General features: G+C 47.7%; 28 protein-coding genes, 4 tRNA genes, 1 pseudogene and 1 riboswitch. Of the genes and pseudogenes, 20 read left to right on the forward strand and 13 right to left on the reverse strand.

Annotated elements, in window-relative coordinates; genetic code table 11:
• The first annotated feature begins 109 nt into the window (after window positions 1-109).
• Together PIL01S_RS15080 and PIL01S_RS15085 are read left to right on the forward strand one after the other, a co-directional pair.
• Entirely contained in the window at window positions 110-754 is a 645-nt protein-coding gene (locus tag PIL01S_RS15080) for a flavin reductase family protein (protein WP_127538197.1), read from the forward strand.
• Window positions 755-1,012: 258 nt separating this feature from the next.
• Window positions 1,013-1,684, forward strand: a complete 672-nt coding sequence (locus PIL01S_RS15085; RefSeq protein WP_110821368.1) for an MgtC/SapB family protein — start codon at window positions 1,013-1,015, stop codon at window positions 1,682-1,684.
• 31 nt (window positions 1,685-1,715) lie between these two features.
• Here the strand turns inward: PIL01S_RS15085 and PIL01S_RS15090 are convergent, their stop codons facing one another.
• Together PIL01S_RS15090 and PIL01S_RS15095 are read right to left on the reverse strand one after the other, a co-directional pair.
• On the reverse strand, window positions 1,716-2,612 hold the full coding sequence (locus PIL01S_RS15090) for a Cof-type HAD-IIB family hydrolase (protein WP_127538198.1): 897 nt from the start codon (window positions 2,610-2,612) through the stop codon (window positions 1,716-1,718).
• A 4-nt stretch (window positions 2,613-2,616) separates the two neighbouring features.
• A complete protein-coding gene (locus PIL01S_RS15095) occupies window positions 2,617-3,393 on the reverse strand; it encodes a DeoR/GlpR family DNA-binding transcription regulator (protein WP_127538199.1) in 777 nt (258 codons plus the stop codon).
• A gap of 315 nt (window positions 3,394-3,708) precedes the next feature.
• Here PIL01S_RS15095 and PIL01S_RS15100 point away from each other — a divergent pair.
• From PIL01S_RS15100 to PIL01S_RS15115, 4 genes and pseudogenes are all read left to right on the forward strand, one after another.
• Window positions 3,709-3,780: transfer RNA gene (locus PIL01S_RS15100), tRNA-Glu, on the forward strand.
• A gap of 89 nt (window positions 3,781-3,869) precedes the next feature.
• Window positions 3,870-3,945 (forward strand) — tRNA-Lys (locus PIL01S_RS15105).
• Between the two features lie 17 nt (window positions 3,946-3,962).
• A tRNA-Leu gene (locus PIL01S_RS15110) sits at window positions 3,963-4,045 on the forward strand.
• Between the two features lie 213 nt (window positions 4,046-4,258).
• Window positions 4,259-4,674 (forward strand): annotated as a pseudogene (locus tag PIL01S_RS15115) (helix-turn-helix domain-containing protein).
• Window positions 4,675-4,792: 118 nt separating this feature from the next.
• On the opposite strand, the gene PIL01S_RS15120 reads toward PIL01S_RS15115, so the two are convergent.
• The 6 genes from PIL01S_RS15120 to PIL01S_RS15145 form a co-directional block, all read right to left on the reverse strand.
• The gene (locus tag PIL01S_RS15120; RefSeq protein ID WP_164764243.1) at window positions 4,793-5,779 is read right to left on the reverse strand and encodes an urease accessory protein UreD; all 987 of its coding nucleotides are present in this window, start codon (window positions 5,777-5,779) and stop codon (window positions 4,793-4,795) included.
• Window positions 5,670-6,392 carry an urease accessory protein UreG gene (gene ureG / locus PIL01S_RS15125; RefSeq protein ID WP_127538201.1) on the reverse strand — a complete coding sequence of 241 codons (723 nt, stop codon included), beginning with the start codon at window positions 6,390-6,392 and terminating at the stop codon, window positions 5,670-5,672. Before ureG ends, PIL01S_RS15120 begins: the two co-directional genes overlap by 110 nt.
• A gap of 64 nt (window positions 6,393-6,456) precedes the next feature.
• Window positions 6,457-7,152 (reverse strand): urease accessory protein UreF, encoded by a 696-nt coding sequence (locus tag PIL01S_RS15130; protein ID WP_127538202.1) that lies wholly within the window; start codon window positions 7,150-7,152, stop codon window positions 6,457-6,459.
• A gap of 156 nt (window positions 7,153-7,308) precedes the next feature.
• A complete protein-coding gene (gene ureC, locus PIL01S_RS15135; RefSeq protein WP_127538203.1) occupies window positions 7,309-9,027 on the reverse strand; it encodes an urease subunit alpha in 1,719 nt (572 codons plus the stop codon).
• Window positions 9,024-9,413 (reverse strand): urease subunit beta, encoded by a 390-nt coding sequence (locus PIL01S_RS15140; RefSeq protein WP_127538204.1) that lies wholly within the window; start codon window positions 9,411-9,413, stop codon window positions 9,024-9,026. Before PIL01S_RS15140 ends, ureC begins: the two co-directional genes overlap by 4 nt.
• Before the next feature lie 18 nt (window positions 9,414-9,431).
• Window positions 9,432-9,755: an urease subunit gamma gene (locus tag PIL01S_RS15145; protein WP_371859961.1), complete on the reverse strand. Its 324-nt coding sequence runs from the start codon at window positions 9,753-9,755 to the stop codon at window positions 9,432-9,434.
• A gap of 238 nt (window positions 9,756-9,993) precedes the next feature.
• Between PIL01S_RS15145 and urtA the strand changes: the two genes are divergently transcribed.
• The 5 genes from urtA to urtE all read left to right on the forward strand — a co-directional run bounded on the left by urtA (window position 9,994) and on the right by urtE (window position 14,856).
• The gene (urtA, locus tag PIL01S_RS15150) at window positions 9,994-11,244 is read left to right on the forward strand and encodes an urea ABC transporter substrate-binding protein (protein WP_095360630.1); all 1,251 of its coding nucleotides are present in this window, start codon (window positions 9,994-9,996) and stop codon (window positions 11,242-11,244) included.
• Between the two features lie 148 nt (window positions 11,245-11,392).
• Window positions 11,393-12,298, forward strand: a complete 906-nt coding sequence (gene urtB, locus PIL01S_RS15155) for an urea ABC transporter permease subunit UrtB (protein WP_095289165.1) — start codon at window positions 11,393-11,395, stop codon at window positions 12,296-12,298.
• A gap of 21 nt (window positions 12,299-12,319) precedes the next feature.
• On the forward strand, window positions 12,320-13,411 hold the full coding sequence (gene urtC / locus PIL01S_RS15160; RefSeq protein ID WP_371859962.1) for an urea ABC transporter permease subunit UrtC: 1,092 nt from the start codon (window positions 12,320-12,322) through the stop codon (window positions 13,409-13,411).
• Window positions 13,374-14,183 (forward strand): urea ABC transporter ATP-binding protein UrtD, encoded by an 810-nt coding sequence (gene urtD / locus PIL01S_RS15165; protein WP_127538206.1) that lies wholly within the window; start codon window positions 13,374-13,376, stop codon window positions 14,181-14,183. The genes urtC and urtD overlap by 38 nt, the downstream gene beginning before the upstream one ends.
• Window positions 14,161-14,856, forward strand: a complete 696-nt coding sequence (gene urtE / locus PIL01S_RS15170) for an urea ABC transporter ATP-binding subunit UrtE (protein WP_127538207.1) — start codon at window positions 14,161-14,163, stop codon at window positions 14,854-14,856. The genes urtD and urtE overlap by 23 nt, the downstream gene beginning before the upstream one ends.
• 34 nt (window positions 14,857-14,890) lie before the next feature.
• Here the strand turns inward: urtE and PIL01S_RS15175 are convergent, their stop codons facing one another.
• The 3 genes from PIL01S_RS15175 to PIL01S_RS15185 form a co-directional block, all read right to left on the reverse strand.
• Window positions 14,891-15,547, reverse strand: a complete 657-nt coding sequence (locus tag PIL01S_RS15175; RefSeq protein WP_127538208.1) for a nitrogen regulation protein NR(II) — start codon at window positions 15,545-15,547, stop codon at window positions 14,891-14,893.
• 57 nt (window positions 15,548-15,604) lie between these two features.
• On the reverse strand, window positions 15,605-15,808 hold the full coding sequence (locus PIL01S_RS15180) for a Rha family transcriptional regulator (RefSeq protein WP_095289174.1): 204 nt from the start codon (window positions 15,806-15,808) through the stop codon (window positions 15,605-15,607).
• Between the two features lie 257 nt (window positions 15,809-16,065).
• Complete coding sequence (locus PIL01S_RS15185; protein ID WP_164764244.1) at window positions 16,066-16,767, reverse strand: urease accessory protein UreF; 702 nt, start codon at window positions 16,765-16,767, stop codon at window positions 16,066-16,068.
• 421 nt (window positions 16,768-17,188) lie between these two features.
• Here PIL01S_RS15185 and PIL01S_RS15190 point away from each other — a divergent pair.
• A tRNA-Leu gene (locus PIL01S_RS15190) sits at window positions 17,189-17,271 on the forward strand.
• Between the two features lie 137 nt (window positions 17,272-17,408).
• Here PIL01S_RS15190 and PIL01S_RS15195 read toward each other — a convergent pair.
• Window positions 17,409-17,885 (reverse strand): glutathione peroxidase, encoded by a 477-nt coding sequence (locus PIL01S_RS15195; RefSeq protein WP_095289177.1) that lies wholly within the window; start codon window positions 17,883-17,885, stop codon window positions 17,409-17,411.
• Window positions 17,886-18,253: 368 nt separating this feature from the next.
• Window positions 18,254-18,426, forward strand: a riboswitch (cyclic di-AMP (ydaO/yuaA leader).
• Window positions 18,427-18,544: 118 nt separating this feature from the next.
• Here PIL01S_RS15195 and PIL01S_RS15200 point away from each other — a divergent pair.
• Entirely contained in the window at window positions 18,545-18,940 is a 396-nt protein-coding gene (locus tag PIL01S_RS15200; RefSeq protein WP_095289178.1) for a hypothetical protein, read from the forward strand.
• 170 nt (window positions 18,941-19,110) lie between these two features.
• A complete protein-coding gene (locus tag PIL01S_RS15205) occupies window positions 19,111-19,794 on the forward strand; it encodes an HAD family hydrolase (protein ID WP_164764245.1) in 684 nt (227 codons plus the stop codon).
• Between the two features lie 163 nt (window positions 19,795-19,957).
• On the opposite strand, the gene PIL01S_RS15210 is transcribed toward PIL01S_RS15205, so the two are convergent.
• Complete coding sequence (locus tag PIL01S_RS15210) at window positions 19,958-21,253, reverse strand: Nramp family divalent metal transporter (RefSeq protein WP_127538301.1); 1,296 nt, start codon at window positions 21,251-21,253, stop codon at window positions 19,958-19,960.
• A gap of 427 nt (window positions 21,254-21,680) precedes the next feature.
• Between PIL01S_RS15210 and PIL01S_RS15215 the strand changes: the two genes are divergently transcribed.
• From PIL01S_RS15215 to PIL01S_RS15240, 6 genes are all read left to right on the forward strand, one after another.
• Window positions 21,681-22,100: an organic hydroperoxide resistance protein gene (locus PIL01S_RS15215; protein WP_095289181.1), complete on the forward strand. Its 420-nt coding sequence runs from the start codon at window positions 21,681-21,683 to the stop codon at window positions 22,098-22,100.
• Between the two features lie 204 nt (window positions 22,101-22,304).
• Window positions 22,305-22,550: a zinc ribbon domain-containing protein gene (locus tag PIL01S_RS15220; RefSeq protein WP_024629326.1), complete on the forward strand. Its 246-nt coding sequence runs from the start codon at window positions 22,305-22,307 to the stop codon at window positions 22,548-22,550.
• 161 nt (window positions 22,551-22,711) lie between these two features.
• On the forward strand, window positions 22,712-22,990 hold the full coding sequence (locus PIL01S_RS15225; RefSeq protein ID WP_127538211.1) for a hypothetical protein: 279 nt from the start codon (window positions 22,712-22,714) through the stop codon (window positions 22,988-22,990).
• Window positions 22,991-23,138: 148 nt separating this feature from the next.
• Window positions 23,139-23,561 carry a thiol-disulfide oxidoreductase DCC family protein gene (locus PIL01S_RS15230; RefSeq protein ID WP_127538212.1) on the forward strand — a complete coding sequence of 141 codons (423 nt, stop codon included), beginning with the start codon at window positions 23,139-23,141 and terminating at the stop codon, window positions 23,559-23,561.
• Window positions 23,562-23,657: 96 nt separating this feature from the next.
• Window positions 23,658-24,521, forward strand: a complete 864-nt coding sequence (locus PIL01S_RS15235) for a DUF6612 family protein (protein WP_127538213.1) — start codon at window positions 23,658-23,660, stop codon at window positions 24,519-24,521.
• A gap of 232 nt (window positions 24,522-24,753) precedes the next feature.
• Window positions 24,754-25,137 (forward strand): VOC family protein, encoded by a 384-nt coding sequence (locus PIL01S_RS15240; RefSeq protein WP_127538214.1) that lies wholly within the window; start codon window positions 24,754-24,756, stop codon window positions 25,135-25,137.
• Window positions 25,138-25,197 lie beyond the last annotated feature (60 nt).

Raw genomic sequence — 25,197 nt, forward strand, 5'->3', positions numbered from 1 at the left:
ACTTCGATGATACTTGAACTGTTGGCGTATTACAATTGGGACAGGCCACCGCAGAGTTCAAACTTGTATTGAGGGGCCAAGTATGTGAGACAGGAGATGGAGCAAACCGATGAATTTCGAAAACGCGAGTAAACGATCTGCTGAGGAGGTAGTAACGGACCAGCATGAGACGATTAACCCAAGCATTTTATACTATGGCACACCCGTACTTCTCTTGAGCACCTTGAACGAGGATGGGTCAACGAACCTGTCGCCATTGTCCTCTTCCTGGGCGTTGGGGGATTGTCTTGTTCTTGGTTTGGGTATCCAGGGAAAAGCCTATGAGAACTTAAAAAGACATCCTGAATGTGTCGTGAATTTGCCGGATGCGTCCATGTGGAGAGCTGTCGAATCTCTGGGGCGTTATACGGGTACATATCCAGTTCCTGAGGAGAAAAGACAGATGGGTTATCAATTTTGTTCGGAGAAATTTGAAGCAGCCGGGTTAACCACTCAGGATTCGCTTCGGGTTAAACCTCAGAGAATAGCCGAGTGTCCGCTTCAGATTGAGGCATCTGTACAGCATATCCGCACGCCGGAGCATACGCCTTTTATGGCCGTAGTCGAAGTGAAATCGCTGGAGGTACATGCACATAAGAAGCTTATATCTGGACTGAATAAAATTAATCCGGCAAAGTGGAGCCCTTTAATCTATAATTTCCGCCATTATTACGGATTAGGAGAGCGAAAAGGGGAGAACTTCCGCGCTGAATAGGGATCGGTATAAACAGAAAGGATAGAAACAGACTATCTTTATAAGAGGGTTATACAGGAAAGTAAAGTGGAGGCCTTATAGGTCTCTTTTTTTGTGCCAACTGAAATAGAAGGAAGTTGCTGTATGGATTATTTATTGAACAGGGAATGGGTAAATAGTAAAGAAGGATACATGTAAGCATATACATAAGCGTATTGCATCAATCCAGTAAGTGGTGATCTATCTGCAAAATGCTGACATAAGAGAGGTGGCTTGAGAATGGAAATGGAATATTTGATGCGAGTTCTCATAGCAGGGATCTGCGGGGTCCTTATCGGGTATGAACGCAAAAACCGGATGAAAGAAGCGGGAATACGCACTCATTTTGTGGTCGCTGTTGGTGCAGCGTTAATGATGATTGTCTCAAAGTATGGATTTCAGGATCAGGCAGGCTGGGCTAATCTGTCGCTTGATCCTTCCCGGATTGCAGCACAGGTGGTTAGCGGTGTAGGGTTTATTGGGGCCGGAATGATCTTTACGCAGCGCCATACCGTCCGGGGATTGACGACAGCCGCTGGCATCTGGGCAACGGCAGGCATGGGACTGGCAGTGGGTGCTGGACTCTACTGGACGGGAGCAGGTGTAACCCTGCTAATCGTGCTCGCACAGATGCTGCTGCATCGGCCGACACGCTGGCTGGTTTCCGCGAGAACAGAAACGTTAACCATTCGTCTGGAGCAGGAAGCAGACAGCCTGAAAGCCATATTGGCACTGCTGGGGCAGGAGAAGATTTCGGTCATCGGATTCAGGACGGAACAACAAACAAGCACAGGCTCGGCTCAGGAGACTGTGCTTGAATTCACCGTTCAGATGCCCGGGTCCTTCCGGGGAGAACAGTTGATTGTACTGCTACAGGACGTGCCGCATGTTAGATCCGTCGAGTTAAAGTGAGAGCTCGTGCGATTTCCTGACAGGATCGAATTTATTGACCGCCTTCAGCAACGATTTCGGGCCGGGAGATCGGTTTGCCGTCCAGTACAGAGTGAATGGCATGGGCTACACCGTGTTCCACATTGGTCAATGTTATAGCTTTGGCAAGGGCTTGAATCTCCGGTTCACCATTGCCCATGGCGATGCCGAGTCCGGCCATTTTCAACATGGAAACATCATTGAAATTGTCGCCGATAGCTGCCGTATCTTCCATGGAGACATTGAGATGGGCTGCCAGTTTAGTGAGAGCATTGCCTTTGGACACATCGGGATGCTGCATTTCGAAATTGTGTTCAGAGGATACCACCATTGCGACATCCGATCTGGAGGCAAAGTAGGCTCTTCCTTTCTGCAATTGATCCGGGTCAAGTGAGAAAGCCATAATGTTGTAAATGTAAGCTTCTGCAGGAATCTCCTGATGGGATTGAACACGATGGTAGTCTTTCTTGTCATAATGCTTCTTAACGGCGCGAATCAGGCGTTCAACGTCCTCACCAGGACTTGTACCCAGGATTCGGTCCATCTCGGCAAGCATCGTATCATGGCTGCTGATTGGGGCGTATATTCCCTGCTGAGTGGAAGCTTCATAATAGCACTCATGATCTTCGAGCCACTCCATGACAGATGCTGCTGTCTCACGTTCAAGCGGAAGATGATACAGACGGTTCCCGTCAGCATCATGAATCGTGGCTCCATTGGACCCAATGACTGGAGTGTTAATCCCGCCTTCTTGGCAAATGCCGACAACGTCCGAATAGACGCGACCCGTTGCAATCGTAACTTTCAACCCTTCTTGCTGGGCCCGGTGAATGGCTGCTGCATTTTCCGGGCTAATCTGGCTGTCTCTGTTTAGAAGTGTTCCATCCAAATCCGTAGCAAATAATTTCATCACCTTACAACTCCTTATCTTCTGTTGGTTCAGGAATGAGAATCTCAACCTGTTGTTCATTCAAAAAGTTACGCCATTCGTCTGATGGCCATTGGTCGGTAATCAGTACATCAATCAGTGACCAGTCGGCAAAACGGTACCCGTAACGTTTATCAAATTTGGAATGATCTGCGAGCACCAAGACCTCTTTGGCCGCCTGCATCATTTTTTGCTTAATCTTGCCTTCTTCTTCGGAAGCGCTGAATCCATCCATCGTAATCCCGCCAATACCGATAAAGGCTTTATCCACGTAATAATGGGAGAGTGTTTCGATCACAGATGCGCCGTAAACATAACGTTGTTCCTTGTCGACTTTGCCGCCAAGTAAACGAATATGGACAGCCGAGTGATTGGAGAGAAGATCTGCGGAATGAATGGAATTGGTGATGACTGTACATGATTTTCCATTCAGATGCTCAGCACAAGCCTGCACCGTCGTGGAAGAATCCAGAATGATGTTTTCGCCTTGGCGGACCATGGCGGCAGCGAGTTTGCCTATAGCTCTTTTTTCTTCTGAAACATGGAGCAGGCGATCCTTGTATGAGATATATTCACGGGGAGGAGAGGGGAGGATGGCGCCGCCCCGTGTTCGGATAATGGCGTCCTGTTCTTCCAGCTTAATCAGATCCCTTCGAGCCGTGTCCCGCGAGACGTCAAAAAGGGTAACGATCTCGTCTGCCGAGATCCGGTTATGTTTGCGAAGATGTTCGATAATGAGCTGCATTCGTTCTTCCTGAAACAAGCATGCCGCCTCCTTGCTAATGAGTGACCATGATACTGATAACCTAATTATAAGTATTTGCAATTTAGTTTGCAATATTTTAAGTGAACATAAGTTTTTATAAGTGTTTTGATATTATTTTAACAGGATGTAAGGATTCTGATGACATTGATATGAAATTCCAATCTCTCAGATGGTATATACCAGTTAAACGAGCTTATTATCTTGAAAATGATCTTTAAAAAAGCGTTAGATAAAAAATAAAAAAGTGTTGCACTATTTTTATATGGTGTGGTATACTCATTCTTGTCGCCAAGAAAGACAACTTGTTAACAAGGCCCGTTGGTCAAGGGGTTAAGACACCTCCCTTTCACGGAGGTAACAGGGGTTCGAATCCCCTACGGGTCATATCTTCACCACCTTTTTAATAAGGAAACCTCGCAAGTCATTGTTCTTAAACCAAGAGATGATATGGCACATCGGTGAAGTTACAGCAAGAGCCATTAGCTCAGTTGGTAGAGCACCTGACTTTTAATCAGGGTGTCGAAGGTTCGAGCCCTTCATGGCTCACCATTTATACATTTGAATATGCGGTCGTGGTGGAATGGCAGACACGCTATCTTGAGGGGGTAGTGGGTGTATACCCGTGGAGGTTCGAGTCCTCTCGACCGCATTACATGTAAACGTTAGGGAAATAGACTCTCGTGGATATCCATGAGAGTCTATTTTTATTTTTTTCATATATCTATGTGAAAACTGCTCATGGATGAAGAAGGGCTGAGGATTGATATCTGTTGTGGTATAATTGTCTATATAATGTTGCCGGAGAATTACGTTATGGTGCAAGATATGGATTTTAGATATTATGGTTGGAAGGCGGTCCTGTATGCAGTCGATATATGAGCGAATTGAACACCTGATTGCCGAGCGAGGGATGACAAAGAAAGCATTCTGTCAACAACTGAAGATCAGCACCGGGAATCTGGGTGATTGGAAACGTGGAAAGTCAATTCCAAGCACGAATAAACTGATTGAGATCGCTGCGTTTTTTGATGTGAGTCTGGACTGGCTCATGATTGGACGTCCATCCAAGGAAGCGATGGTACGGGAAAACGGGAGGATTATTTTTTTGGCGTGTTGCGGCAATTGGATTGCCAGGAGAGTGAATTATCGACCGAAGAGCAGTCTTTTATCAGCGAATATATTGAATTTACCCGTTATCGCAAGTCCAAGGAAAGCAGAAATGCTGCTGACTTTCGTTATAAGGAAGATGATAAATCCGAAACGGATGAATCGATCTAATGCAAAACCTCTGAACCAACCCGGATGATTTCCGGAAATGTTCAGAGGTTTTTTTGTATTCATGTGAGATGGCTGTAGTCGTCTTCATCTTTGGCTTCATGAAATTATGATGTGCAGTTTATTTGCGGAACGTAAGATTCTCGTTGCCTAACAGCTGCGGTCGAATGGTGTTCCAAATGTGCAGGCATTGTTCCTGTAGTTCCCAGGCAGCCATGCCGAGCAAACGGACGCCGATCCCTCCGCTCGCGAGCAGGCTTGCACCAGCGAGCATTCGGCCATCCGGAGGCAATGCAGACCTGATGCTTTCCAGTTCCGCTGTCCCCAGCCCAGGAGCGATCATCCACAGGGCCGCAGTATGGGTGAAATCCAGCAATGCAGCTGATTTTTGCGGATCATCGCGTCCGGGTTCCATTCCGAATCGGTCCCACACAGCAAGCTGGTCCCCTTGCCATATTTCGGTTGAATTTCGATACTTGCTAAACTCAAAAGCCTCACCCCGGTGAATTCGTCCGGCTGACCAGACATCTGCATAAGCGAGAATTGCCTGTTCCTCCAGCTGGAAGGTGGCGGTAAGCGAAGAAGAACTGCCTTTGAATGGGATCACGCATTCCGGGAAGTATTCAAGCACAGCGCCTTTCCTGATCTGGAAGTGATGGTTGACCGACGAGGGAAGTGAAGGCGTAGGATGAAGTCGTGTCGCTGATGTACTGCTCAACATCACATGGGTGCCTTCGCCCAAATGCCACTCGGAATGATAATGATCGCCGTTAAGAACACCGGGAGAGACGTCAGAGGTGTAGAGGCATAACCCATTGCTGTTTCCCGCTGGGCGAAAGGAGCGACTGAACCGGAGAGGTGCGCTGTAATAACGATCCGTCATGATCGTACGTCCCTCTTGAAGGGCAAATGTAGCTCGAAGCTCGCTGCGTCGTATCACCGCTCCTTCAGCACGAATGCCCAACTTCGTTTCGGCTCCTTCCGATACGGGAGATGAATTAATGGCTGTGGGCTGAGCCGTGGTCATGGCTGTGTGAATGGAGATGCGCAGCGGCAGCATCGTCATCCATGTATTGGTGCTCAAGCCAGTGAATGATCTCGGATACACCTTCACCGCTCATGAGATTCGACATCACATATGGGCGACCTTCGCGTACCCGCTCGGTATCATTCTTCATCACCTGCAAACTTGCGCCAACATAAGGTGCAAGGTCTGTTTTGTTGATCAGCAGCAGGTCTGAGCGGGTAATACCTGGACCGCCTTTGCGAGGCAGTTTTTCCCCTTGGGCAACGTCAATGATGTAGATGAACACATCGGCAAGTTCCGGGCTGAATGCAGCAGAGAGGTTATCGCCGCCGCTTTCAATGAAGATTAATTGCAGATCAGGAAAACGCTCAACCAATTCGTCTACGGCTTCAAAATTCATTGAGGCATCTTCACGAATGGCTGTGTGCGGGCATCCGCCTGTCTCCACGCCAATAATGCGTTCAGGTGCAAGAGCGTTTTGGCGCAGCAGGATTTCGGCATCTTCCTTGGTATAAATATCGTTCGTGATGACGGCCAGACTATAGCGAGTACGCAGCGCCTTCGACAGCTTCTCCACAAGGGCAGTTTTGCCGGAGCCTACCGGCCCTCCAATACCAATTCGCATTGGTCTGCTGCGATCAAATGCCTTACGTTCCCACTCCGGATGATGCGTATGATTAGCTCCTCCACACATAACAAATTCCTCCTTGGATTATCGGCTTATTTTAAAAGTACGTCTTAGCTTATAAATAGGGTTATTATGACATGAACAGCCGGGCAGGCAAGCTTTCGTGCCGCATGGCGTAGATTTCCTGGGCAATACTGAAACTGTGCATATCTTCGGGGTCGTCATCCCGAATTCGAATCCATTCGGAGTCGATATCATCGAGCAGTTTCTGAATGAGCATCTGTGCCTCGGTTTGCCCGATCGGCAGGAGGCGCAGCGCACTGTTTACGTATGCATTAACTGAGGTATACAAATGACCGGTGACCGCTTCGTCCAGTCCGATTTCCAACTGATAATTGATATATCCGTGAATGGTCGTGATCCCGCAATAGGCACCATGCGCCTGCACAGCTTCATCAATAAGCGAGAAGTCCATCCAAGGATAGAGAGAACGGGCAAGTTTCAGCAGTCGCTTCCCCATCTTATGGCCGCTTTCCCTGATCTCCCGGGGGGTTCGCTGGGCGTGTACCCGCTTATCATAGAGAGCGAGTAGAGCGGAGTCTTGTTCCTCCATTGCTTGGTAAACGCCTTTGATAGCAAGTCCATCGAGCCGAATCAGGCTGGAATGAAGCTGGCTGCGAATGAATTGTTCGAGTTCGGTGATTGTTCGAATGGTGCCGTCATGCGTATATGCTTCCAGACCGAAAGAGTGGGAGAACCCGCCGATGGGCAGGGCCGAGTCGAGCAGCTGAACATATCGAAGCAGCTTCGTACCACTTTGCATCATGCCAAGCGTCCTTTCTTTGCTTCTGTCTTGTTTCCCTTCCAACCAAAATCTAAACTGAAAATAATTTAAGAATACAGGTTGGACATGATACTACACGATAACGAAGAGGGCAGTACGAACCTGAAGAAGTGAAACGCTCGCCTTTATCACAAGATGTCAAAACATGAAGTAGCGCTGCGCCATTGGCAGCTCATCCGCAGGTTCGCAGGTAAGCAGTACCCCATCGGCTCGAACCTCGTACGTCTCAGGGTCCACTTCAATGTGAGGTGTCACATCGTTGTGGATCATATCCTTTTTGCTCACCGAGCGGCAGCCTTTGACAGGTTCCACGCGTTTGTTTAATCCGAGTGTCTCCTTGATGCCTGCATCAGCAGCAGCTTGGGATACGAAAGTAATGGACCCTTTCGCGATAGCTCCACCGTATGACCCGAACATCGGTCTGCCGAACACGGGCTGAGGCGTCGGGATGGAGGCGTTCGGATCACCCATCTGAGCGAAGGTGATCATACCGCCTTTGATCACCATTTCGGGCTTGACCCCAAAATAGGCTGGATTCCAGACGATCAGATCCGCTAGCTTGCCCACTTCCACAGAACCGACGATATGGCTGATGCCATGAGCGATGGCAGGATTAATCGTATATTTGGCGACATATCTTTTGATGCGGTCATTGTCGGAAGGGGAATCAGATTTCAATTCCAGCTTGCCGCGCTGTTTTTTCATTTTGTCTGCAGTCTGCCAGGTGCGGATAATGACTTCGCCAACCCGGCCCATGGCCTGGGAGTCGGAGCTGATAATGCTGAACACACCAAGATCGTGCAGAATGTCTTCTGCTGCAATGGTCTCTGGGCGAATCCGGGAATCGGCAAAAGCAACATCCTCCGGAATTGCCGGATCCAAATGATGGCATACCATCAACATGTCAAGATGTTCTTCAACTGTATTACGTGTATAAGGACGCGTGGGATTGGTTGAAGAAGGAATCACATACGATTCACCGGCAGCACGGATAATGTCTGGTGCGTGTCCGCCGCCTGCACCTTCCGTATGATACGTGTGAATCGTGCGGCCGTTAATGGCGGCAAGGGTATTCTCCAGAAAACCAGTCTCATTCAGGGTATCGGTATGAATGGCCACCTGAATATCATGCTCTCCGGCAGCAGTCAGGCACGCGTCAATGGCACTTGGGGTTGTCCCCCAATCCTCGTGCAATTTCAAGCCGATGACACCAGCTTCGATCTGTTCAATGAGTGGAGCAGCGGTTGAACTATTGCCCTTACCCAGATAACCAATATTCATAGGAAAGGCTTCAGCGGACTCCAGCATGCGATGAATATGCCAGGCTCCAGGTGTGCAGGTGGTTGCTTTGGTACCTGTCGCTGGTCCTGTACCTCCACCGATCATGGTAGTTACTCCGGAAGACAGGGCAGTTTGAATCTGCTGAGGACAAATGAAATGAATGTGTGTATCGATTCCGCCTGCAGTGACAATCATGCCTTCGCCGGCGATGATCTCGGTGGAAGCGCCAATCACAAGGAGTGGATCGACTCCGTCCATCGTATCCGGATTACCGGATTTGCCAATCGCACAGATGATTCCGTCACGGATACCAATATCTGCTTTTACAATTCCCCAATGATCGATAATGATTGCGTTCGTAATAACGGTATCCGGCGTGCCGTGGCTGCGAAGAGCGGTAGCAGACTGGCCCATGCCGTCCCGAATGACTTTCCCGCCTCCGAATTTGCTCTCATCCCCGTATACTGCGTAATCATGCTCGATTTCTGCCCAGAGCTCCGTATCTGCCAGTCTTACGGCATCCCCGGTTGTTGGGCCGAACATGGAAGCGTATTGTTCACGAGACATGCGTTTCATGCTGGATCTCCTCCATCCTGTGATGGCGTGGGGGCGAAAGCCTTCAGGAAGGCTTCGAGCTTCTGCGGGTCTGGAGGCTGGTCTGCCGATCCTTCCGTTAATCCGTTAAATCCATAAATCTGCCGTTTGCCGCCAAAAGTGGTGAGTTCAACCGGCTTTTCTTCCCCGGGTTCGAAACGAACGGCGGTGCCCGCAGGGATGTGCAAACGATGTCCGAACGCTGCGGTGCGGTCGAAGTCCAGAGCGGCATTTACTTCATAGAAGTGAACATGAGAACCGACCTGCACGGGGCGATCACCGCGGTTCAAGACAATTAATCGTATCGTTTGGCGATCGGGATGACAGACAATCTCATCCGGTTTCAATTGATATTCGCCTGGAATCATGGCATTCTCCTGCCTTTCTCAGCGTATGGGTTCATGCACGGTAACCAACTTGGTCCCGTCAGGGAATGTAGCTTCCACCTGTACCTCGGGAATCATGTCGGGGACTCCCTCCATACAATCATCCCGTGTAAGGATTGTACCGCCATATCTCATCAAATCCGCTACGCTCATTCCATCCCGCGCTCGTTCCATGAGCTCGGAGGTTAACAAAGCGATGGCTTCGGGAACATTTAGCTTCAATCCGCGTCCTCTGCGTTCGCGGGCGAGATTGGCGGCTACGGTAATCAGCAGTTTTTCTTTTTCCTGCTCCGTCCAGTGCAAGGGCCATCCGACCTTTCCCATAAAAGTATATATCTTCATGAATCATATTATATGTTAAATATACTCACACAGGGTGACCCTTTGTCAATAAGGTTTGAAACATATTAGCAGCATGCATGAAACAAGTAGGCGTAAAATAAAATTATGTAAGCATTATTGACATGAAGAGTTGGAGCCTCCATAATTTGGATCAACGAACATTTCGGAGTTAAATGACCTTAATGTTCGTCAATAGACTAAAAAAAGGGAGTGTAGGCTATTGAAGAAGAGGTCGGTCAGATTATGGGGAATTTTGCTTGGGGCGGTCATTGCTTTGACGGGGTGTGTGGAAGGTGGAACGCCACCTGAAACTTCGAATTCCGGTGGAACAGGGGAAGTTGCTGCGTCCGATGAGACGATCAAGGTAGGCATTCTTCATTCCTTGAGTGGCACGATGGCAATAAGCGAGGTGTCTGTCAAGGATGCCGAGATGCTTGCGATTGAAGAGATCAATGCAGCTGGTGGTGTCCTTGGCAAACAGATTGAGCCTGTCATTGAAGATGGGGCCTCGGATTGGCCGACTTTTGCGGAAAAGGCCGGAAAGCTGCTTCAGCAGGATAAGGTGGCCGCTGTTTTTGGCGGATGGACCTCGGCGAGTCGAAAGGCGATGCTCCCAGTGTTCGAGCAGAATAAAGGGCTTTTATTTTATCCGGTGCAGTATGAAGGACTGGAGTCATCTCCCAACATTTTTTATACAGGTGCAACAACGAACCAACAAATTGTTCCTTCCGTAACCTGGTTGCTGGAGAATAGGGGCAAAACATTTTATCTCCTTGGTTCGGACTATGTTTTCCCGAAAACGGCCAATCAGGTGATCAAGGCTCAATTGGCAGCTGAAGGCGGAGAAGTGGTTGGCGAGGAGTACACACCGCTGGGCCATACCGATTACAGTACAATTATAAGCAAAATCAAAGCTGCGAAGCCGGATGTGGTGTATAACACGCTTAACGGGGACAGTAATGTAGCCTTTTTCAAGCAGCTGAAGGATGCTGGCATCACCTCGGAACAGATGACGACGCTGTCGGTCAGTGTGGCGGAAGAGGAAATTCGGGGCATTGGTGCAGATGTGCTGAAAGGGCACCTGGCTTCTTGGAACTATTATCAGACAACAGATACTCCAGAGAACAAGACATTTGTTGAGAAATATAAAGAAAAATATGGTGCTGACCGGGTGACGGCTGACCCGATTGAGGCGGGTTACGTAGCAGTGTACCTCTGGAAGGCAGCTGTTGAAAAAGCGGGATCAACCGATGTAGAGAAGGTCAGAGAAGCGGCAAAAGGATTGGAATTTGATGCTCCCGAGGGGAAAGTAACCGTGGACGGAGAGAATCAGCATATTTACAAAACCGTCCGGATCGGAGAAGTGCAGGAAGATGGTCAATTTAAGGAATTGTGGAACTCCGGTTCTCCTGTCAAGCCTGATCCTTATTTGAAAACCTACGAATGGGGAGCTTCTCTAAGCAATCAATAAGCAAGTCCTTCATGTCCAAACTTCTGAGATTACGGATGAGGGTGGGACAGCGCACCCTCGTACAATATTACGATAAAGCGTTGATGCGTAGTCTTGGTGACGTGTTTGAATCGGAAAGAGGCTTTTAGCATGTGAAAGGGTGATCGGGATGGATATGTTTGTTTTGCAAATGTTCAATGGCCTTAGCATCAGCTCGATCCTGTTATTGATTGCGCTGGGGCTCGCAGTAACGTTTGGTCTCATGAATGTCATCAACATGGCTCACGGTGAGCTGATTATGATTGGTGCATATGCAACGTATGTGACTCAAAATCTGTTCATTTCATATGCTCCGGCAGCGTGGTTCGAAGTTTATTTTATCGTAGCATTGCCGATCGCGTTTGGTGTAGCGGCACTTATCGGCTGGCTGCTTGAAGTAATTTTGATCCGGCATTTATACGGTAGACCCCTGGACAGTTTGCTGGCTACATGGGGAGTTGGAATGATGCTGCAGCAGCTGGCGCGTACCATTTTCGGGGCGCCGAATGTGGGTGTATCCAGTCCGTCTTGGCTTAATGGAGGTCTTGCGATCTCTGACGGTATCGTATTTCCGTATAAACGGATTTTTATCATCGCACTTGTCGCGGTTGTTCTACTGTGTATGTATCTGTACATATACCGCACTTCTTCCGGACGACGGATGCGCGCTGTTATGCAGAATCGGAGCATGGCGGGCTGTCTCGGGATTTCCACCAGACGGGTAGATGGCATGACCTTTGCCATTGGTTCAGGAATCGCGGGTATCGCGGGTTGTGCTCTGACACTCATTGGGCCGATTGGCCCTTCGCTGGGAACCTATTATATTGTAGATGCATTTATGGTTGTCGTTCTTGGCGGGGTTGGCAAACTGGTAGGAACGGTATGCGGAGCGCTCGGGATTGGCATGTTTAATACGTTGTTTGAAACCTACACATCTGCCTCCATCGGCAAAGTGCTGGTGTTCGTATGTATCGTTGCTTTTCTGCAGTGGAAGCCGCGGGGGCTGGTTGCCATGCGAACCCGCAGTCTCGACTAACACGAAGAAGGGGGTTATATGATGTCAGCACTTCTGAAGTCAGGCAGTTTAAAAACGAGAATCATCTGGGCGGTCGTACTCATCCTGATGTGTCTTGCTCCGCTAATCTCTACCGAGTTTCGGCTTAGCTTGCTCGCTAAGTTCCTGGCGCTGGCTATTCTGGCCATCGGACTGGATCTGATCTGGGGCTACGGCGGGGTTCTGAGTCTGGGGCATGGGGTGTTCTTTGGTCTGGGTGGTTACGCCATGGCCATGTATCTGAAACTGCAGGCGAGCGGCACATCCCTGCCTGATTTCATGGGGTGGAGCGGCTTGTCAGGTCTTCCGTGGTTTTGGGAACCATTTCGTTCATTTCCGGTGGCGTTAATTCTGGGTATTGCCCTTCCGGCTTTGCTGGCATTTGTACTGGGGTGGTTTACGTTTCGTAACCGGATTACCGGTGTGTATTTTACGATTTTAACGCAAGCTCTTGTGTTAATCACGGTTACCTTGTTTATCGGCAAACAGGAGTGGACCGGAGGGACTAATGGTATAACCGGTTATAACTCTATTTTTGGTTTCACGCTGCATTCTGCAGGAACAACAATTGTGCTCTACTATATTACACTTGCCATTTTGGTACTCACGTACCTGCTCTGCAGAAGAATGGTGAATAGTCGGTTTGGCCAAGTGCTTGAAGCTTCGCGGGATGGAGAAAACCGGGTGCGTTTCCTTGGTTATGATCCGGCGGGTTATAAAACGTTGACGTTTGCCCTTTCCGGGGCTCTTGCAGGAATAGCGGGTATGCTGTTTGTTCTTCAGGTCGGGATTATCTCGCCGTCCATGATGGGGATTGTTCCATCCATTGAAATGGTGTTATGGGTTGCATTAGGTGGTCGCGGCACGCTCATTGGGGCTGTGATCGGGGCAGTGGTTCTGAATGCGGCCAAAACCGGGATAAGTGAGGCGTACCCTGAAGGCTGGTTGTTCGTTCTCGGCGGACTGTTTGTAACGGTGGTGTTGTTCATGCCTCACGGGCTCGTTGGAGTCTATCAAAATGTCGTTCGATTGCTGAAGCGGAGAGGAGAGGTTGTGCATGTCCCTGTCAGTAAGGAAAAACCTGAAGTCTACTGAAGCTTCACCTGTATTGATCGCTGAGAGTATTACCGTAGCTTTTGGTGGTTTCGTTGCAGTTAATGGCATGAACCTGAAACTGCATGAGCATGATTTGCATTTTCTGATTGGCCCCAATGGTGCGGGGAAAACGACAATGCTGGATGTCATTTGCGGAAAAACCAAACCCCTCTCCGGCACGGTGCGGCTGGAAGATGGCACAGAGCTGACACGTCTGAAGGAGCATCAGATCGTCCGGAAGGGTGTAGGACGCAAATTCCAGGCTCCGTCCATCTTCGGAGGCCTTACCGTACAGGAGAATTTGGCCTTGGCGGCGGAAAATCAGCGTTCACCTCTTCGGACTCTTGGTATTCCGCGGTTTGGGAAAATCAACACAGCAATGGAACAGGTCATAGAGCAAATTGGACTGCAAGACCGCGTGTATACACGAGCAGGAGCGCTTTCTCACGGCGAGAAGCAGTGGCTGGAAATTGGCATGCTGCTGCTTCAGGAACCGCGCGTGTTGCTGCTGGACGAACCGGTTGCCGGGATGACGGACGAGGAAACGCATAAAACAGGCAGGTTGTTACAGGGGATAGGGCGTGAACGTTCGGTCGTGGTTGTGGAGCATGATATGGAGTTTGTCCGTGAGTACGCGGCGAAAGTGACCGTGATGCATGAAGGGAAGCTGTTGAAGGAAGGTACCATGGCTGAGGTGCAGGAAGATCCTAGGGTGGCCGAAGTCTACTTGGGAAAAAGGAGAGATGACCATGCTGTCGCTGCAACGAATTGAATCCGGCTACGGGGAAAGCAATGTGCTGCGTGGTGTTAATCTGGATGTCCTGCCTGGACAGGTGGTCTGCCTAATGGGCCGAAATGGTGTCGGCAAAACGACGCTGATGAAAACGTTGATGGGCCTGCTCAAAACGAGGAAGGGGGCCATCCACTGGAAAGGGCAGGATATATCCGCTATGGAACCTGCCAAACGTGCCAAGGCAGGCATTGGATATGTTCCTCAGGGTCGTGAGATTTTCCCCCAGCTCACGGTAAAGGAAAATCTGCTGCTCGGTCTGGAGACATCTGCGCCTGGGGTGAAGACGTTTCCTGAAGATGTACTCGCGATGTTTCCAGTCCTTGCGACCATGTATGGACGACAGGGCGGTGATCTGAGTGGTGGCCAGCAGCAGCAGCTTGCCTTCGCACGAGCGCTTGCCTCAAGGCCCGGACTATTGTTGTTGGATGAACCGACGGAAGGTATACAACCTTCCATTGTCGAGGATATTCGGCAGGTCATTCTGCAAATCAAGGCGAAGGGCGACATTTCGGTGCTGCTCGTCGAGCAGAGCATTGATTTTGTACGTGGGGCTGCGGATTTTATCTATGTCATGGACAAGGGAGCAATTGCGCTGCAGGGATCGCCGGAGGAATTGGATATGTCTCAATTTGAACACCACCTTTCCGTATAGGAGAGGTGGTTATTTTTTGCTTTTTTTACTTTGCTCAAGAGCGTTTATCCAAAATGTTGGAGTACTTCGGGTATAGTCTGCGGATACAGTCTGGACAGATGTCGTGTGTAAATTCTGCGTGGGTATGTCTCTCCAAATAACCTTCGACTGAATTCCAGACGTCCTGCTCGTCCTTAATCTGTTTGCAGACGGCGCAAATGGGAAGCAAGCCGCGTAGTGTCCGCACTTCGGATAGAGCAAGCTTCAATTGCTGTTCAATTCGCTTCTGTTCCGTAATGTCTGTATGCGAGATCAAAGCTAGTCCCATGGGAGAAGGAGGATCCGTCTGATTCAAGGGGGTAAGCTCCAGCTTGAACCATCGAAGGTCCAGGTTCGCAGACTCTACAGATATGTCATATGTATGGCAGTGAACAAAGGGATGTTGAATCTTCTCTAACTTCTGAATAATCGATGAATTCTCCGTTTCCTCTTCCTGGGCTGCCCATATCTGCAGCAACTGAAGATAATGAAACGTTTCGCAAGAAGATCGGTGGGCGTCAGTTTTTTTATATTTCGAGAGATGCAATCGCCCGAGTCCGTTCTGCCATGCGGTATTGCAGCTGCGGATTCTCCAGTCGCGGTCGACGATGATGAGTTGATGACGTAGGGATTGAAAGGATAACCTTTCAAGGTCAGTTGTAAAGAAGCTCATGAATAGGCCCTCCTTGGCAATCAGTTAAAAGATCGGGACGGCAAGGTAATGGCGGTGTCATCGTAGTTCATCCGAAATTTGCAAAATGTCTGCCACCTGGTTTCGGAAACGGGTGGCTTTTCGTGTGCCATGGATGAGATTGGATAAACGATACGGCGGGATGTCGTGCTTCTCGCAGAACGTTTTCTGGTCCATCTGTAGCTCCGTTAAGCGGCGTTTAATGGCCCATCCGAACGGAGTCACGGGTTTCTTTTTGTTCAAAAGGGTTCACCCCTCATAGAAGTATTTCAACCCGCCTTCGGCTGTGTATAATAGAGGGAGATGCGAGCTGTTCATTACATTATATACGTATTTACGTCATGTAACAATTATAAACGATGAAAAATAGTGTATTTATATTAAATAATGACGTAATAACGTGATGTTCTATAGGCATACGTGAAAAAGCACGTCAGCAAGGAGGTTGCTGCGTGCTTTTTCGTTTGGGGAAATATGAGGGGAGCTTGGAGGCGGTAAGATTAGGCGCGATAAGCATGCAGCCCTGCGCCAAGCATGTGGAAGCTGGGGAACAACGATTTCATGGACATTGAGGTTGGCTGTGCCGGTCCATCCGCAGCGGAGGCGCTAACGGTATTCCATTCATGCTCCAGGTCTGCGGCCAGGCGAACCAGCAATTCCTGGGTTGTTTCGTTATGCATGGGGAGGACTTTGGAAGCTTCGGTTATGCATGCATTCATGGCTGAGTGCAAGTAACCCATTACCGCTTCCTCGACGGGGATATCGAGGTAGTGGTTGATCCAGGCGTGAACAGTAGAGAGGCAGCCTACAGACTCGTATTTGGCAAGGGTGTGTTCGAGCTGGCTGAATTCTATCCAGGGGTGGAGAGCCCGGGCCAGCTTGATCAGTCTTTTGCCCATGGCAGCGGCTTGCTCCCTTTGATCAGAAGGAGTCCGCTGAACGTGAACCAACTTGTCAATGAGAGCTGTTCGCCATGTGTCATTATGATCCGTTGCGCTGTAGATACCTTTAATCGCCATGCCCTCAAGTCGAACGATACTGGGATGCAGCTGGCAGCGCATGAAGGATTCCAGATCATCGGCATTTCGGATGCTGCCTTCAGCAATGTGTACATCCATACCAAATGAATGGGTAAAACCTCCGACATGAATGGAGGAATCAAGCAGTTTGACATAATCGAGCAGCTTATTCCCACGGTTCACGGTCTTTCGCCTCCTATGTTCGTGAAATGTTATGTTATATAACATTAATATTGATTTCTGAATCCTTTTATGTTTAAAATCCGAATTATATGATATATATAATCACATAAACATCCGTATTTTGTCAATGATTTCTTATTTTAAGTTTCAATTATATTATAACGTTACATAATATGATTGATATAAGTTAGAAGTCCGAAAATTATGTTAGGTATATGATATGTTTGTTGTGAAGAGCTAAAATTAAAAATGAAGATGTATAAAAGAATTGAAATTTAATGTATGCAGCAGTTAAAAGATCATGACGATAAAAACCGATATTTGGAGGAAAAACACAGGTGCAAAGTAGTTTTAATAAAAGTGCTTTACTTTTATATTGAGATCCTGTATAATCAATTTTGTTGCCGATTATTTACGACATGCGGTCGTGGTGGAATGGCAGACACGCTATCTTGAGGGGGTAGTGGGCGTATGCCCGTGGAGGTTCGAGTCCTCTCGACCGCATCATATTGTACGACAAGAAGAGGTTTTCCGAATATGGAAAACCTCTTTTTTGCGTTTGGAGAAACATAAAAAAAGGCCATTCACACAGAACCGGACTTTCTGTGGTTCCCTGTTGATTATGGCCTCTCCATGTTGATCTATTTCAGCAGTTTCTCAATATCAGCCTCAATTTGGTCAGGAGTCGTTTTTGGAGCATAACGCTTCACGACCCGTCCGTTCTGATCAACAAGGAATTTGGTGAAGTTCCACTTGATGGCTTTGGATCCGAGCAGTCCCGGTGCCTCTGTTGTCAGGTGCTGGAATAGAGGGTGAGCGCTTGAACCATTAACATCAATTTTCTCAAACATAGGAAAGCTTACACCGTAATTCATCTGGCAGAACTCAGCAATATCGTCGGAAGATCCTTTTTCCTGAGCGAATTGGTTACTTGGGAAGCCCAGTACTTCAAACTGCCGGTCTTTGAATTTGTTATAGAGTTCCTGTAAGCCTTCAAATTGCGGGGTCAGACCACATTTGCTCGCCGTATTTACAATTAGCAGCACCTTGTTGCGATAATCGGACATCTCGACTTCCTGGCCCCGAAGGGTATTGACTTTGTAGTCATAAACGGACATGATCAGTCGCCTCCATATCGTATAATGGGTTAATGATTCCTATAGTTATATTATATTGCTTACAATTAGATAATGCAAAACTAATTAAATGAATTCCTATGTTTACTTACAGATATCTAAAATTACAACCGTTTTTCATAAGGACGAGAATTAGCGAGATTCACAGAGATGGATGGAGAATGGATCGGTTGTAAGCGATATCATTGATATGTAATGCCTTAAATTCGTCCATTCGGTGATCTGACCGGACTTTACACTAACATGTCGCGGGTGTATGATTCATATCGTAATTTCTAATTCAATTAAACTTAACATGAACAACGAAACAAACGATAATATCGCTCTGGTCAATACATGAAACAGGAACGATGTTTTAATCGCTGAGTTTCCATTCATTCATGGGTGGGAAACGGGGGAACCAATCGGATTGGCTGTCATTGCAGCTAATCCATGGGGTGAATTTTTCGGTGCAAGCCGGAAATAGGGCGACTCTCGCGCCCGAATCCGTCAGCTAACCTCGTAAGCGTTAAAGGGAGAGGCAACAAGCCGTACGCATATTCATGGCGTTTTCGTCATGGGTTATTCAAGAAGCGTTCGGGAGGCCTTGGTCCCCCACGCTTCTTTTTTGTTGTCTTTTCACGCCAAGGGAGGAACGAATGATGGATAATGAGATGATTTTAGTAACAGCACCGAATGAAGCAGGCCGCAAGTTTATCAAGCTGTTGATGTACAAAAAAATGCCGTTTGCCGTTCTGACCAACAGTGCAGGGGAAGAACGGAAGCTCCGCAGAATCGGAGTGGAGAACGTCATTCGCATGAATACAGCTGAAGCTCAGAAGTGGTTTCTACCGCAGTCGAGCGTAGGCAACGTTTTTATCTTCGAGAACAGTTTGAACCTGACCTGCCGCTATTTGCAGATCTGCCGTTCCTGGACCTCCAAATCACTATGTGTGATTACGGAACAGAGTCACCCCAAAGGCATTTACCGAGGGATGGGAGCTGACCGCATTGTGTATTCCCTTAATGGAGAAGTTGGCTTCTTGCTTAATGGTTAATGTGATAGCTGCCGATTGATCCGGTGTAAGGTGCCTGTTATAATTGAACTTGTGGAAAAACGGAATTCTGAGGAGACTCATGCATGATGGTGGGTCTTCTTTTTTATTTGAGCATTAATGTACATTGCTGATTTAGAGATTGCGTTCATGGCTAACAAGGAGGAATAGGCGTGCCGGATGTACGGGGGTTAAAATGGTTGTTCTTTGATGTAGGAGATACGCTGGTGGACGAATGGGAGCCGGTAGATGATATTATAGGGCAGTTTGTAAAAGAAGCCTGCTTGCTTGGATATCCGGTGAAAATAGAGGAAGTGCGAGAGATATTTGCCTCCTGTTACCGAAATTATGAGCAGTGGCCCATGAGGGTAGCCATTCGAACGCTAATCAGCGATGAACGTCACAGGGAGCAGATCCAGGAGAAGTTGAAGTTCCGGAAGGAACTGGAGAAGCCCTTCGCTTCTGCTGACGCGGTGTTGAAGGAATTGTCACACCATTATCGAATCGGGATCATCGCCAATCAGAGTCCAGGGACAGAGGGGCGTCTGGAGAGCTACGGTCTGCGGAGGTACGTGGATGTACTGGCTTGCTCGGCAGAAGAAGGCGTATCGAAGCCGGATCCGGAACTCTATGCGGTGGCTTTGAAGCAGGCGGGATGTGAACCCCAGGAAGCAGTCATGATTGGGGATCGGATTGATAACGATATCATTCCTGCCAAGAAGCTGGGGATGCGAACGATTCGGATTTTGCAGGGCTATGGACGATTTCAGCCTGAGCTTGAGGGCCAAGAGCGTGCAGACTGGACCATCGAAGCCTTGGAGCAGCTTATTCCACTGCTTGTGCCTTCAGAGGGTTAGTGGAAAAAATTTAAAAGAGATGACTTTCGCGTCATTAAATAAAGGACAAGGCAAGTGCACGGCAAGCTAAAAGGCTGATTCCCTTAAGTATAATACTTAAAGGAATCAGCCTTTTTTTAATGAATCTCTGGTAAGAGGAAAACTGCTTTACAGCATATCCAGATTAAAACAGCATGATGGTCTGGAAGATCAGATAGACGTTCAGAACCACAATTACGGCAGCGATGATCCAAGAGATGACTTTGAGCCACAGTTTGTTGGCGAATGCGCCCATGCTTTTCTTGTCACTCGTAAACATCACAAGTGGAATGACGGCAAAAGGCAGCTGCAAGGATAGAATCACCTGGCTCAAAATCAGCAGTTCTTCCGTTCCGTGTTCGCCGGCGATAGCCGTCACAATAACGGCAGGGATGATTGCAATTAATCGGGTCACGAGCCGGCGAAGCCAAGCCGGAATCCGAATGTTCAGGAAACCTTCCATGACAATCTGCCCGGACAGTGTACCTGTAAGTGTAGAGTTCTGGCCTGAGGCCAGCAGAGCGACACCAAACAGAATACTTGCAATGGTTGTGCCCAGCAGAGGTGTGAGCAAGTGATAAGCATCTGCAATCTCAGCGACCTGCGTCATGCCTGCGCTGTGGAATACAGCGGCTGACACAATGAGTATGGCAGCGTTGATAAACAGGGCCAGGGTCAAAGCGATAGTTGAATCCATGGTGGAGTAACGGATGGCTTCCCTTTTCCCCTGAGTTGTCTGTTCGATCTGCCGGGTCTGCACAATGGAAGAATGCAAGTACAGATTGTGCGGCATAACCGTTGCTCCAATGATTCCGATGGCAATATATAGCATCGCAGGATTCTGTAGTATCTCGGCACTTGGTACAAAGCCTGTGAGTACCCCGCCCATGTCCGGTTTGGCAAGAAACAGGTCAATCCCGAAGCAGAGGGCGATGGTTGCCATCAGCACGATGACCAGTGTTTCCAGAGCGCGGAAGCCTTTATTTTGCAGCAAAAGGATAATCAGAACATCCACAGCTGTAATAATGACGCCGTATAACATCGGGATGTTGAACAGAAGCTTCAGTGCAATGGCTGAACCGATAACCTCAGCCAGATCTGTTGCGGCAATGGCCAGTTCGCACAGAGCCCAGAGCATAATGACAACCGGCATACTGAACCGTTCGCGGCAAGCTTGGGCCAGATCCCGTCCGGTTACAATACCAAGCTTGCCTGCAAGTGACTGTAATACGACGGCCATCAGGTTTGAGATTAAAATAACGGATAATAGCGTATAACCGAACTGGGAACCCCCGGCGATATCTGTTGCCCAGTTACCCGGGTCCATATAGCCAACAGCGACCAGATAACCTGGGCCGACAAAGGCGAGGAATTTTTTCCACCAGGCGGCATTCTTCGGAACCTTCATGGAGCCGTGTGCTTCCCCGAGGGAGGGAGCCATGCCTGCTGCGGCTAATTGCTCAGCCGAAGGAGAGCTGAATGGATTTTTTTTACTCATAATGTTCACCTGACTTTTTATAATAATCGTATTGATGCTCCGTATGATGAAGACCTGGGTTATTCACTTTTATATGTCTGAAAATATATGTCGTTACTTACATTGTACTCATTCAATAATTTTTGTCTAGTGCAACTTTTATGTAGATGGACAAAACGAGAAGTGAATGGGACCTCGCCCTTAGTGTATTACCCAAATTCAGAAAATGTACCTTAATATCATAAATAGTGTTATGTGGATGGAGGGCTGATGCATGAAAATGACAAAGATGCAAAAGCTGATTAAGTAACCCAAATCCGTTTCAAAATAAGTCAGAAGTTTAAATTGAATTGTAGGCAGCAAAAATATTGATGTAAAAGGAGAGATTCTAATGGAAGCTTTATATACAGCAACTGCGACAGTCAAAGGTGGACGTACAGGTTCGGTAACTTCATCGGATGGAGTCCTTAAACATGATCTGAAAATGCCAAAAGAGCTGGGTGGATCCGGCGGTGAAGGTACGAACCCTGAGCAGCTCTTTGCAGCAGGATACGGTGCATGTTACGAAAGTGCTCTTGCCAACGTGGCACGTAAAGCCGGCGTTAAACTGGAAGATGTGACTGTAACGAGTAATGTATCCATTGGGAAAGACCCTGCGGATGACGGATTCCAGTTGTCGGTCCGGCTGGATGTAAGCATGCCGGGTGTGGATCATAGTCAGGCCGAGGATCTGGCTCGCAAAGCACATGATTTTTGCCCTTATTCCAAAGCGACTCGCGGGAATATTGATGTCGTACTGAACGTGGTATAAACCGAATCTTGCTGAAATAAAGGGAGAAATAAATGAAGCAGGCTATCCTGGATACCTGTTGTTTGGTACAAGCCCTGCTGGCTAACGGCAGGGTTTTGTATTTAAAATCATAAGACATGCAGGAGATTGAAGGTCAAATCGCGTACTCTTTTACATAATTATACTCTTGCTTCATGCCAGGCATCTGAAAAAGGGGGAATGCAAATGAGTATTGAAGAGATGATTGAGCGAAGGTTTGTATGTACGAAATGCCGGGGAACAGATTGCAACATCAAGGAAGTATCCATGTCCGGGGCTGGTCTTAGCAAAATGTTCGACATTCAGCATAATCACTATTTGTTCGTAGCCTGTTCCTCATGTGGTTATGTGGAAGTATTCGACCCCGATGTACTAAAAGGCAAAAAGCAGGGTCAGGTAGGCACGATATTGGATATTTTGTTCGGCGGATAGTGTGGCATAACTTGGTGGGTATGGAATCAATTCAAAATAAGCTGGGAGGTTCGTGCTCCCTGAGTTGACATCGAACTAAAATTTCTTTAATATGACTTAGTACTGAGAAGTGTCATGCAGGGAATATGCAGGAAACAAATTTGAATTGACAGGTGATATCCATGTCTTATAGACCAAGTATTGCAGAATTACAAGTAGCTAGTAAAAACGAAAAAGACGGATTGTATGAATTTACAATGAAGCTGGTAGATGGCACGCAATGCCGTGTATTCTACTCCAAATCTCCGGAATGGAAGATGACAGCGATCAGCCGTCTGCAGAAGACGCCTTGTCCCGTATGCCGCAAAGATTTCATTTGCAAATGCATGGACCAGTGGGCAGGAGATCTGCATCAACAAATGATTGAAGATCAGTGGATGGAAAGGGCAATTGCTGAGTAATTGCCCAAACAGATACGAGCGTAGGCTTTAGAGCCTGCGCTCTTTTTCTATTCTATTCCTTTGAGTCGTATAAATTTTGGGGATAGCCGAACGTGAAGGTGAAAAGTGGGTAAGTTAATCTAACAGCATAAATGAGGAGGCTTCAATTATGACATCAATTCGAGCGGATGAGCATGAGGGACACCCAATTGTACTCGTGGACGGGGTTTGTCACTTTTGCCAAGGATTAACCAAATGGATTATCAAACGTGATCCGGAAGGGAAATATCATTTTGCATCGCTCCAATCTGATGTAGCCAAGGACTTGCTGAAGAAAGGAAATCTTTCTACAGACAGCATGGATACGTTTGTACTTATCGAAGAGGGCCGTTACTATACACGTTCGACAGCTGCACTGCGGCTGGCCAAAGGTCTGAAATTTCCGTATCCATTATTATATGTCTTTATTATTGTGCCCAAATTCATTCGAAATGCCGTGTATAACTGGGTAGCCCGTAATCGTTACCGGTGGTTTGGCAAGGACGAAGCGTGTATGCTGCCGACACCTGAGATCAAGAATCGGTTTTTGTAAATCGTACTAGAGCAACGCATGTACCACAAACATGATTAATAAAGGAAACATTTGGGTAATGAATACGGATCACATCTATTTTGGGAGGACAAACAGTTGAAGAAGTGGACGACATTCATTATCGGGGCATTATTAGCAGTAAGCCTGACAGCATGCGGTGACGATGCGGATAACAGCACTGCAACGCCGCCGGCTGGCAACGAAGCGACAAACGAGGGGAATACACCTGCAAAGCAGGAAACACAGATCCCTACACTGGAAGAATTGATTACCAAAACGAATGAAGCAGCCAAGGAAATGAAAAGCTTCTCGAGCGATGCAACCATTGATCAGAATTTGAAGCTGGAGGCGGGCGAACAGTCACAGGATCAGCAGGTAAAAACAACAATGAAGATGGATATCATCAAGGATCCAATGATGATCTATCAAGAGATGAACATGGAAATGTCCGGGCAGGAAGCACAAAACGTGAAGCAGTACATTACTTCCGATGCCATCTATTCGCAGGTGGGAGATCAATGGGTTAAAATTCCTGATGATCAAACGAAGCAGCTGATTGAGCAAATGCAATCAAGCCTGAACCCCGAAGAAGAACTGGACCAATTCAATAAAATTGCGGAAGATACCAAGATCACCGAAGAGGGCGACAATTATGTCATTACTGCAGACGTATCGGGTGATAACGTGAAGGAATTGGCTCAATCCGTCATGGAGCAGAATGGAACGGACGCCCAGACACAAGCGATGCTTGAACAGATGAATATTACAAGTATGCAAATGAAATATATGGTGAACAAGGAGACGTATCTTCCGGTTGGTACCGACGTGAATATGGTGATGGAGATGGAGCAGGAAGGCCAGAAAATCACCATGGACATGAAGATGACCAGCACCTTCTCCAACCATAACCAGGTAGAAGAGATTGAGATTCCACAGGAAGCATTGGACAGCGCGAAGTAGGGAGAGATCAAGCTTGCTACAAGCAAAAACATCCCTTTTTGAATCCATGCAACGTGGTTCTATTTGAAAACATCTTTGATTCAAGTTTGTGTGAACCCAGAGAGGTTACCTGCTTGGATCGAAGGTGTTTTTCTCTTTTCTACAACTGGTCAGGAAGCACAAAGGTATAGTATAGTCGTGTAAAACGATTAAATTATGTTGATGTCTTATTAATTGGAAGGAGAATTACGCAATGATTGAATATGCTCATATACATCATGTTAGCCTGGCAGTGCGTGATCTGGATGTTGCCAAACAATTTTATACCGGACTGTTAGGTATGCAGGAAATTGAACGTCCGCCTTTCCGCTCTACAGGCACATGGTATGCGATTGGCAGTCAGCAGCTGCATCTGCTCCAGCATCCGGAAGGACATACACTGCGTGAGGCGGGAATTGATACGACGGATGGTCACTTTGCCATCTGGGTGAAAAGTCACAACGAAACGATAGCCTGGCTGGAAAAGCAGGGGATTGAGTATGAAGCAAGACCGGATAGTGTTGCAGGATTCGCACAGATCTTCATTCTTGACCCGGATCGTAACATTATTGAATTTGATGCACCTTATCAATCATAAGAATGGAAGCATCAGATTGTTAATTGTATAAATCTCTTGCTCGTCCAGAAATTGTATGCT

The sequence above is a fragment of the Paenibacillus illinoisensis NBRC 15959 genome, assembly GCF_004000925.1.
Lineage (GTDB): Bacteria > Bacillota > Bacilli > Paenibacillales > Paenibacillaceae > Paenibacillus > Paenibacillus illinoisensis.

Coding starts and splice junctions, on each gene's coding strand:
- PIL01S_RS15080 (WP_127538197.1), top strand. CDS start 110: ATGAATTTCGAAAACGCGAGTAAACGATCTGCTGAGGAGGTAGTAACG.
- PIL01S_RS15085 (WP_110821368.1), top strand. CDS start 1,013: ATGGAAATGGAATATTTGATGCGAGTTCTCATAGCAGGGATCTGCGGG.
- PIL01S_RS15090 (WP_127538198.1), bottom strand. CDS start 2,612: ATGAAATTATTTGCTACGGATTTGGATGGAACACTTCTAAACAGAGAC.
- ureG (WP_127538201.1), bottom strand. CDS start 6,392: ATGTGTGGAGGAGCTAATCATACGCATCATCCGGAGTGGGAACGTAAG.
- PIL01S_RS15130 (WP_127538202.1), bottom strand. CDS start 7,152: ATGATGCAAAGTGGTACGAAGCTGCTTCGATATGTTCAGCTGCTCGAC.
- ureC (WP_127538203.1), bottom strand. CDS start 9,027: ATGAAACGCATGTCTCGTGAACAATACGCTTCCATGTTCGGCCCAACA.
- PIL01S_RS15140 (WP_127538204.1), bottom strand. CDS start 9,413: ATGATTCCAGGCGAATATCAATTGAAACCGGATGAGATTGTCTGTCAT.
- PIL01S_RS15145 (WP_371859961.1), bottom strand. CDS start 9,755: ATGGGAAAGGTCGGATGGCCCTTGCACTGGACGGAGCAGGAAAAAGAA.
- urtB (WP_095289165.1), top strand. CDS start 11,393: ATGGATATGTTTGTTTTGCAAATGTTCAATGGCCTTAGCATCAGCTCG.
- urtC (WP_371859962.1), top strand. CDS start 12,320: ATGTCAGCACTTCTGAAGTCAGGCAGTTTAAAAACGAGAATCATCTGG.
- urtD (WP_127538206.1), top strand. CDS start 13,374: ATGTCCCTGTCAGTAAGGAAAAACCTGAAGTCTACTGAAGCTTCACCT.
- urtE (WP_127538207.1), top strand. CDS start 14,161: ATGCTGTCGCTGCAACGAATTGAATCCGGCTACGGGGAAAGCAATGTG.
- PIL01S_RS15175 (WP_127538208.1), bottom strand. CDS start 15,547: ATGAGCTTCTTTACAACTGACCTTGAAAGGTTATCCTTTCAATCCCTA.
- PIL01S_RS15195 (WP_095289177.1), bottom strand. CDS start 17,885: ATGTCCGTTTATGACTACAAAGTCAATACCCTTCGGGGCCAGGAAGTC.
- PIL01S_RS15200 (WP_095289178.1), top strand. CDS start 18,545: ATGGATAATGAGATGATTTTAGTAACAGCACCGAATGAAGCAGGCCGC.
- PIL01S_RS15210 (WP_127538301.1), bottom strand. CDS start 21,253: ATGGCTCCCTCCCTCGGGGAAGCACACGGCTCCATGAAGGTTCCGAAG.
- PIL01S_RS15215 (WP_095289181.1), top strand. CDS start 21,681: ATGGAAGCTTTATATACAGCAACTGCGACAGTCAAAGGTGGACGTACA.
- PIL01S_RS15220 (WP_024629326.1), top strand. CDS start 22,305: ATGAGTATTGAAGAGATGATTGAGCGAAGGTTTGTATGTACGAAATGC.
- PIL01S_RS15225 (WP_127538211.1), top strand. CDS start 22,712: ATGTCTTATAGACCAAGTATTGCAGAATTACAAGTAGCTAGTAAAAAC.
- PIL01S_RS15230 (WP_127538212.1), top strand. CDS start 23,139: ATGACATCAATTCGAGCGGATGAGCATGAGGGACACCCAATTGTACTC.
- PIL01S_RS15240 (WP_127538214.1), top strand. CDS start 24,754: ATGATTGAATATGCTCATATACATCATGTTAGCCTGGCAGTGCGTGAT.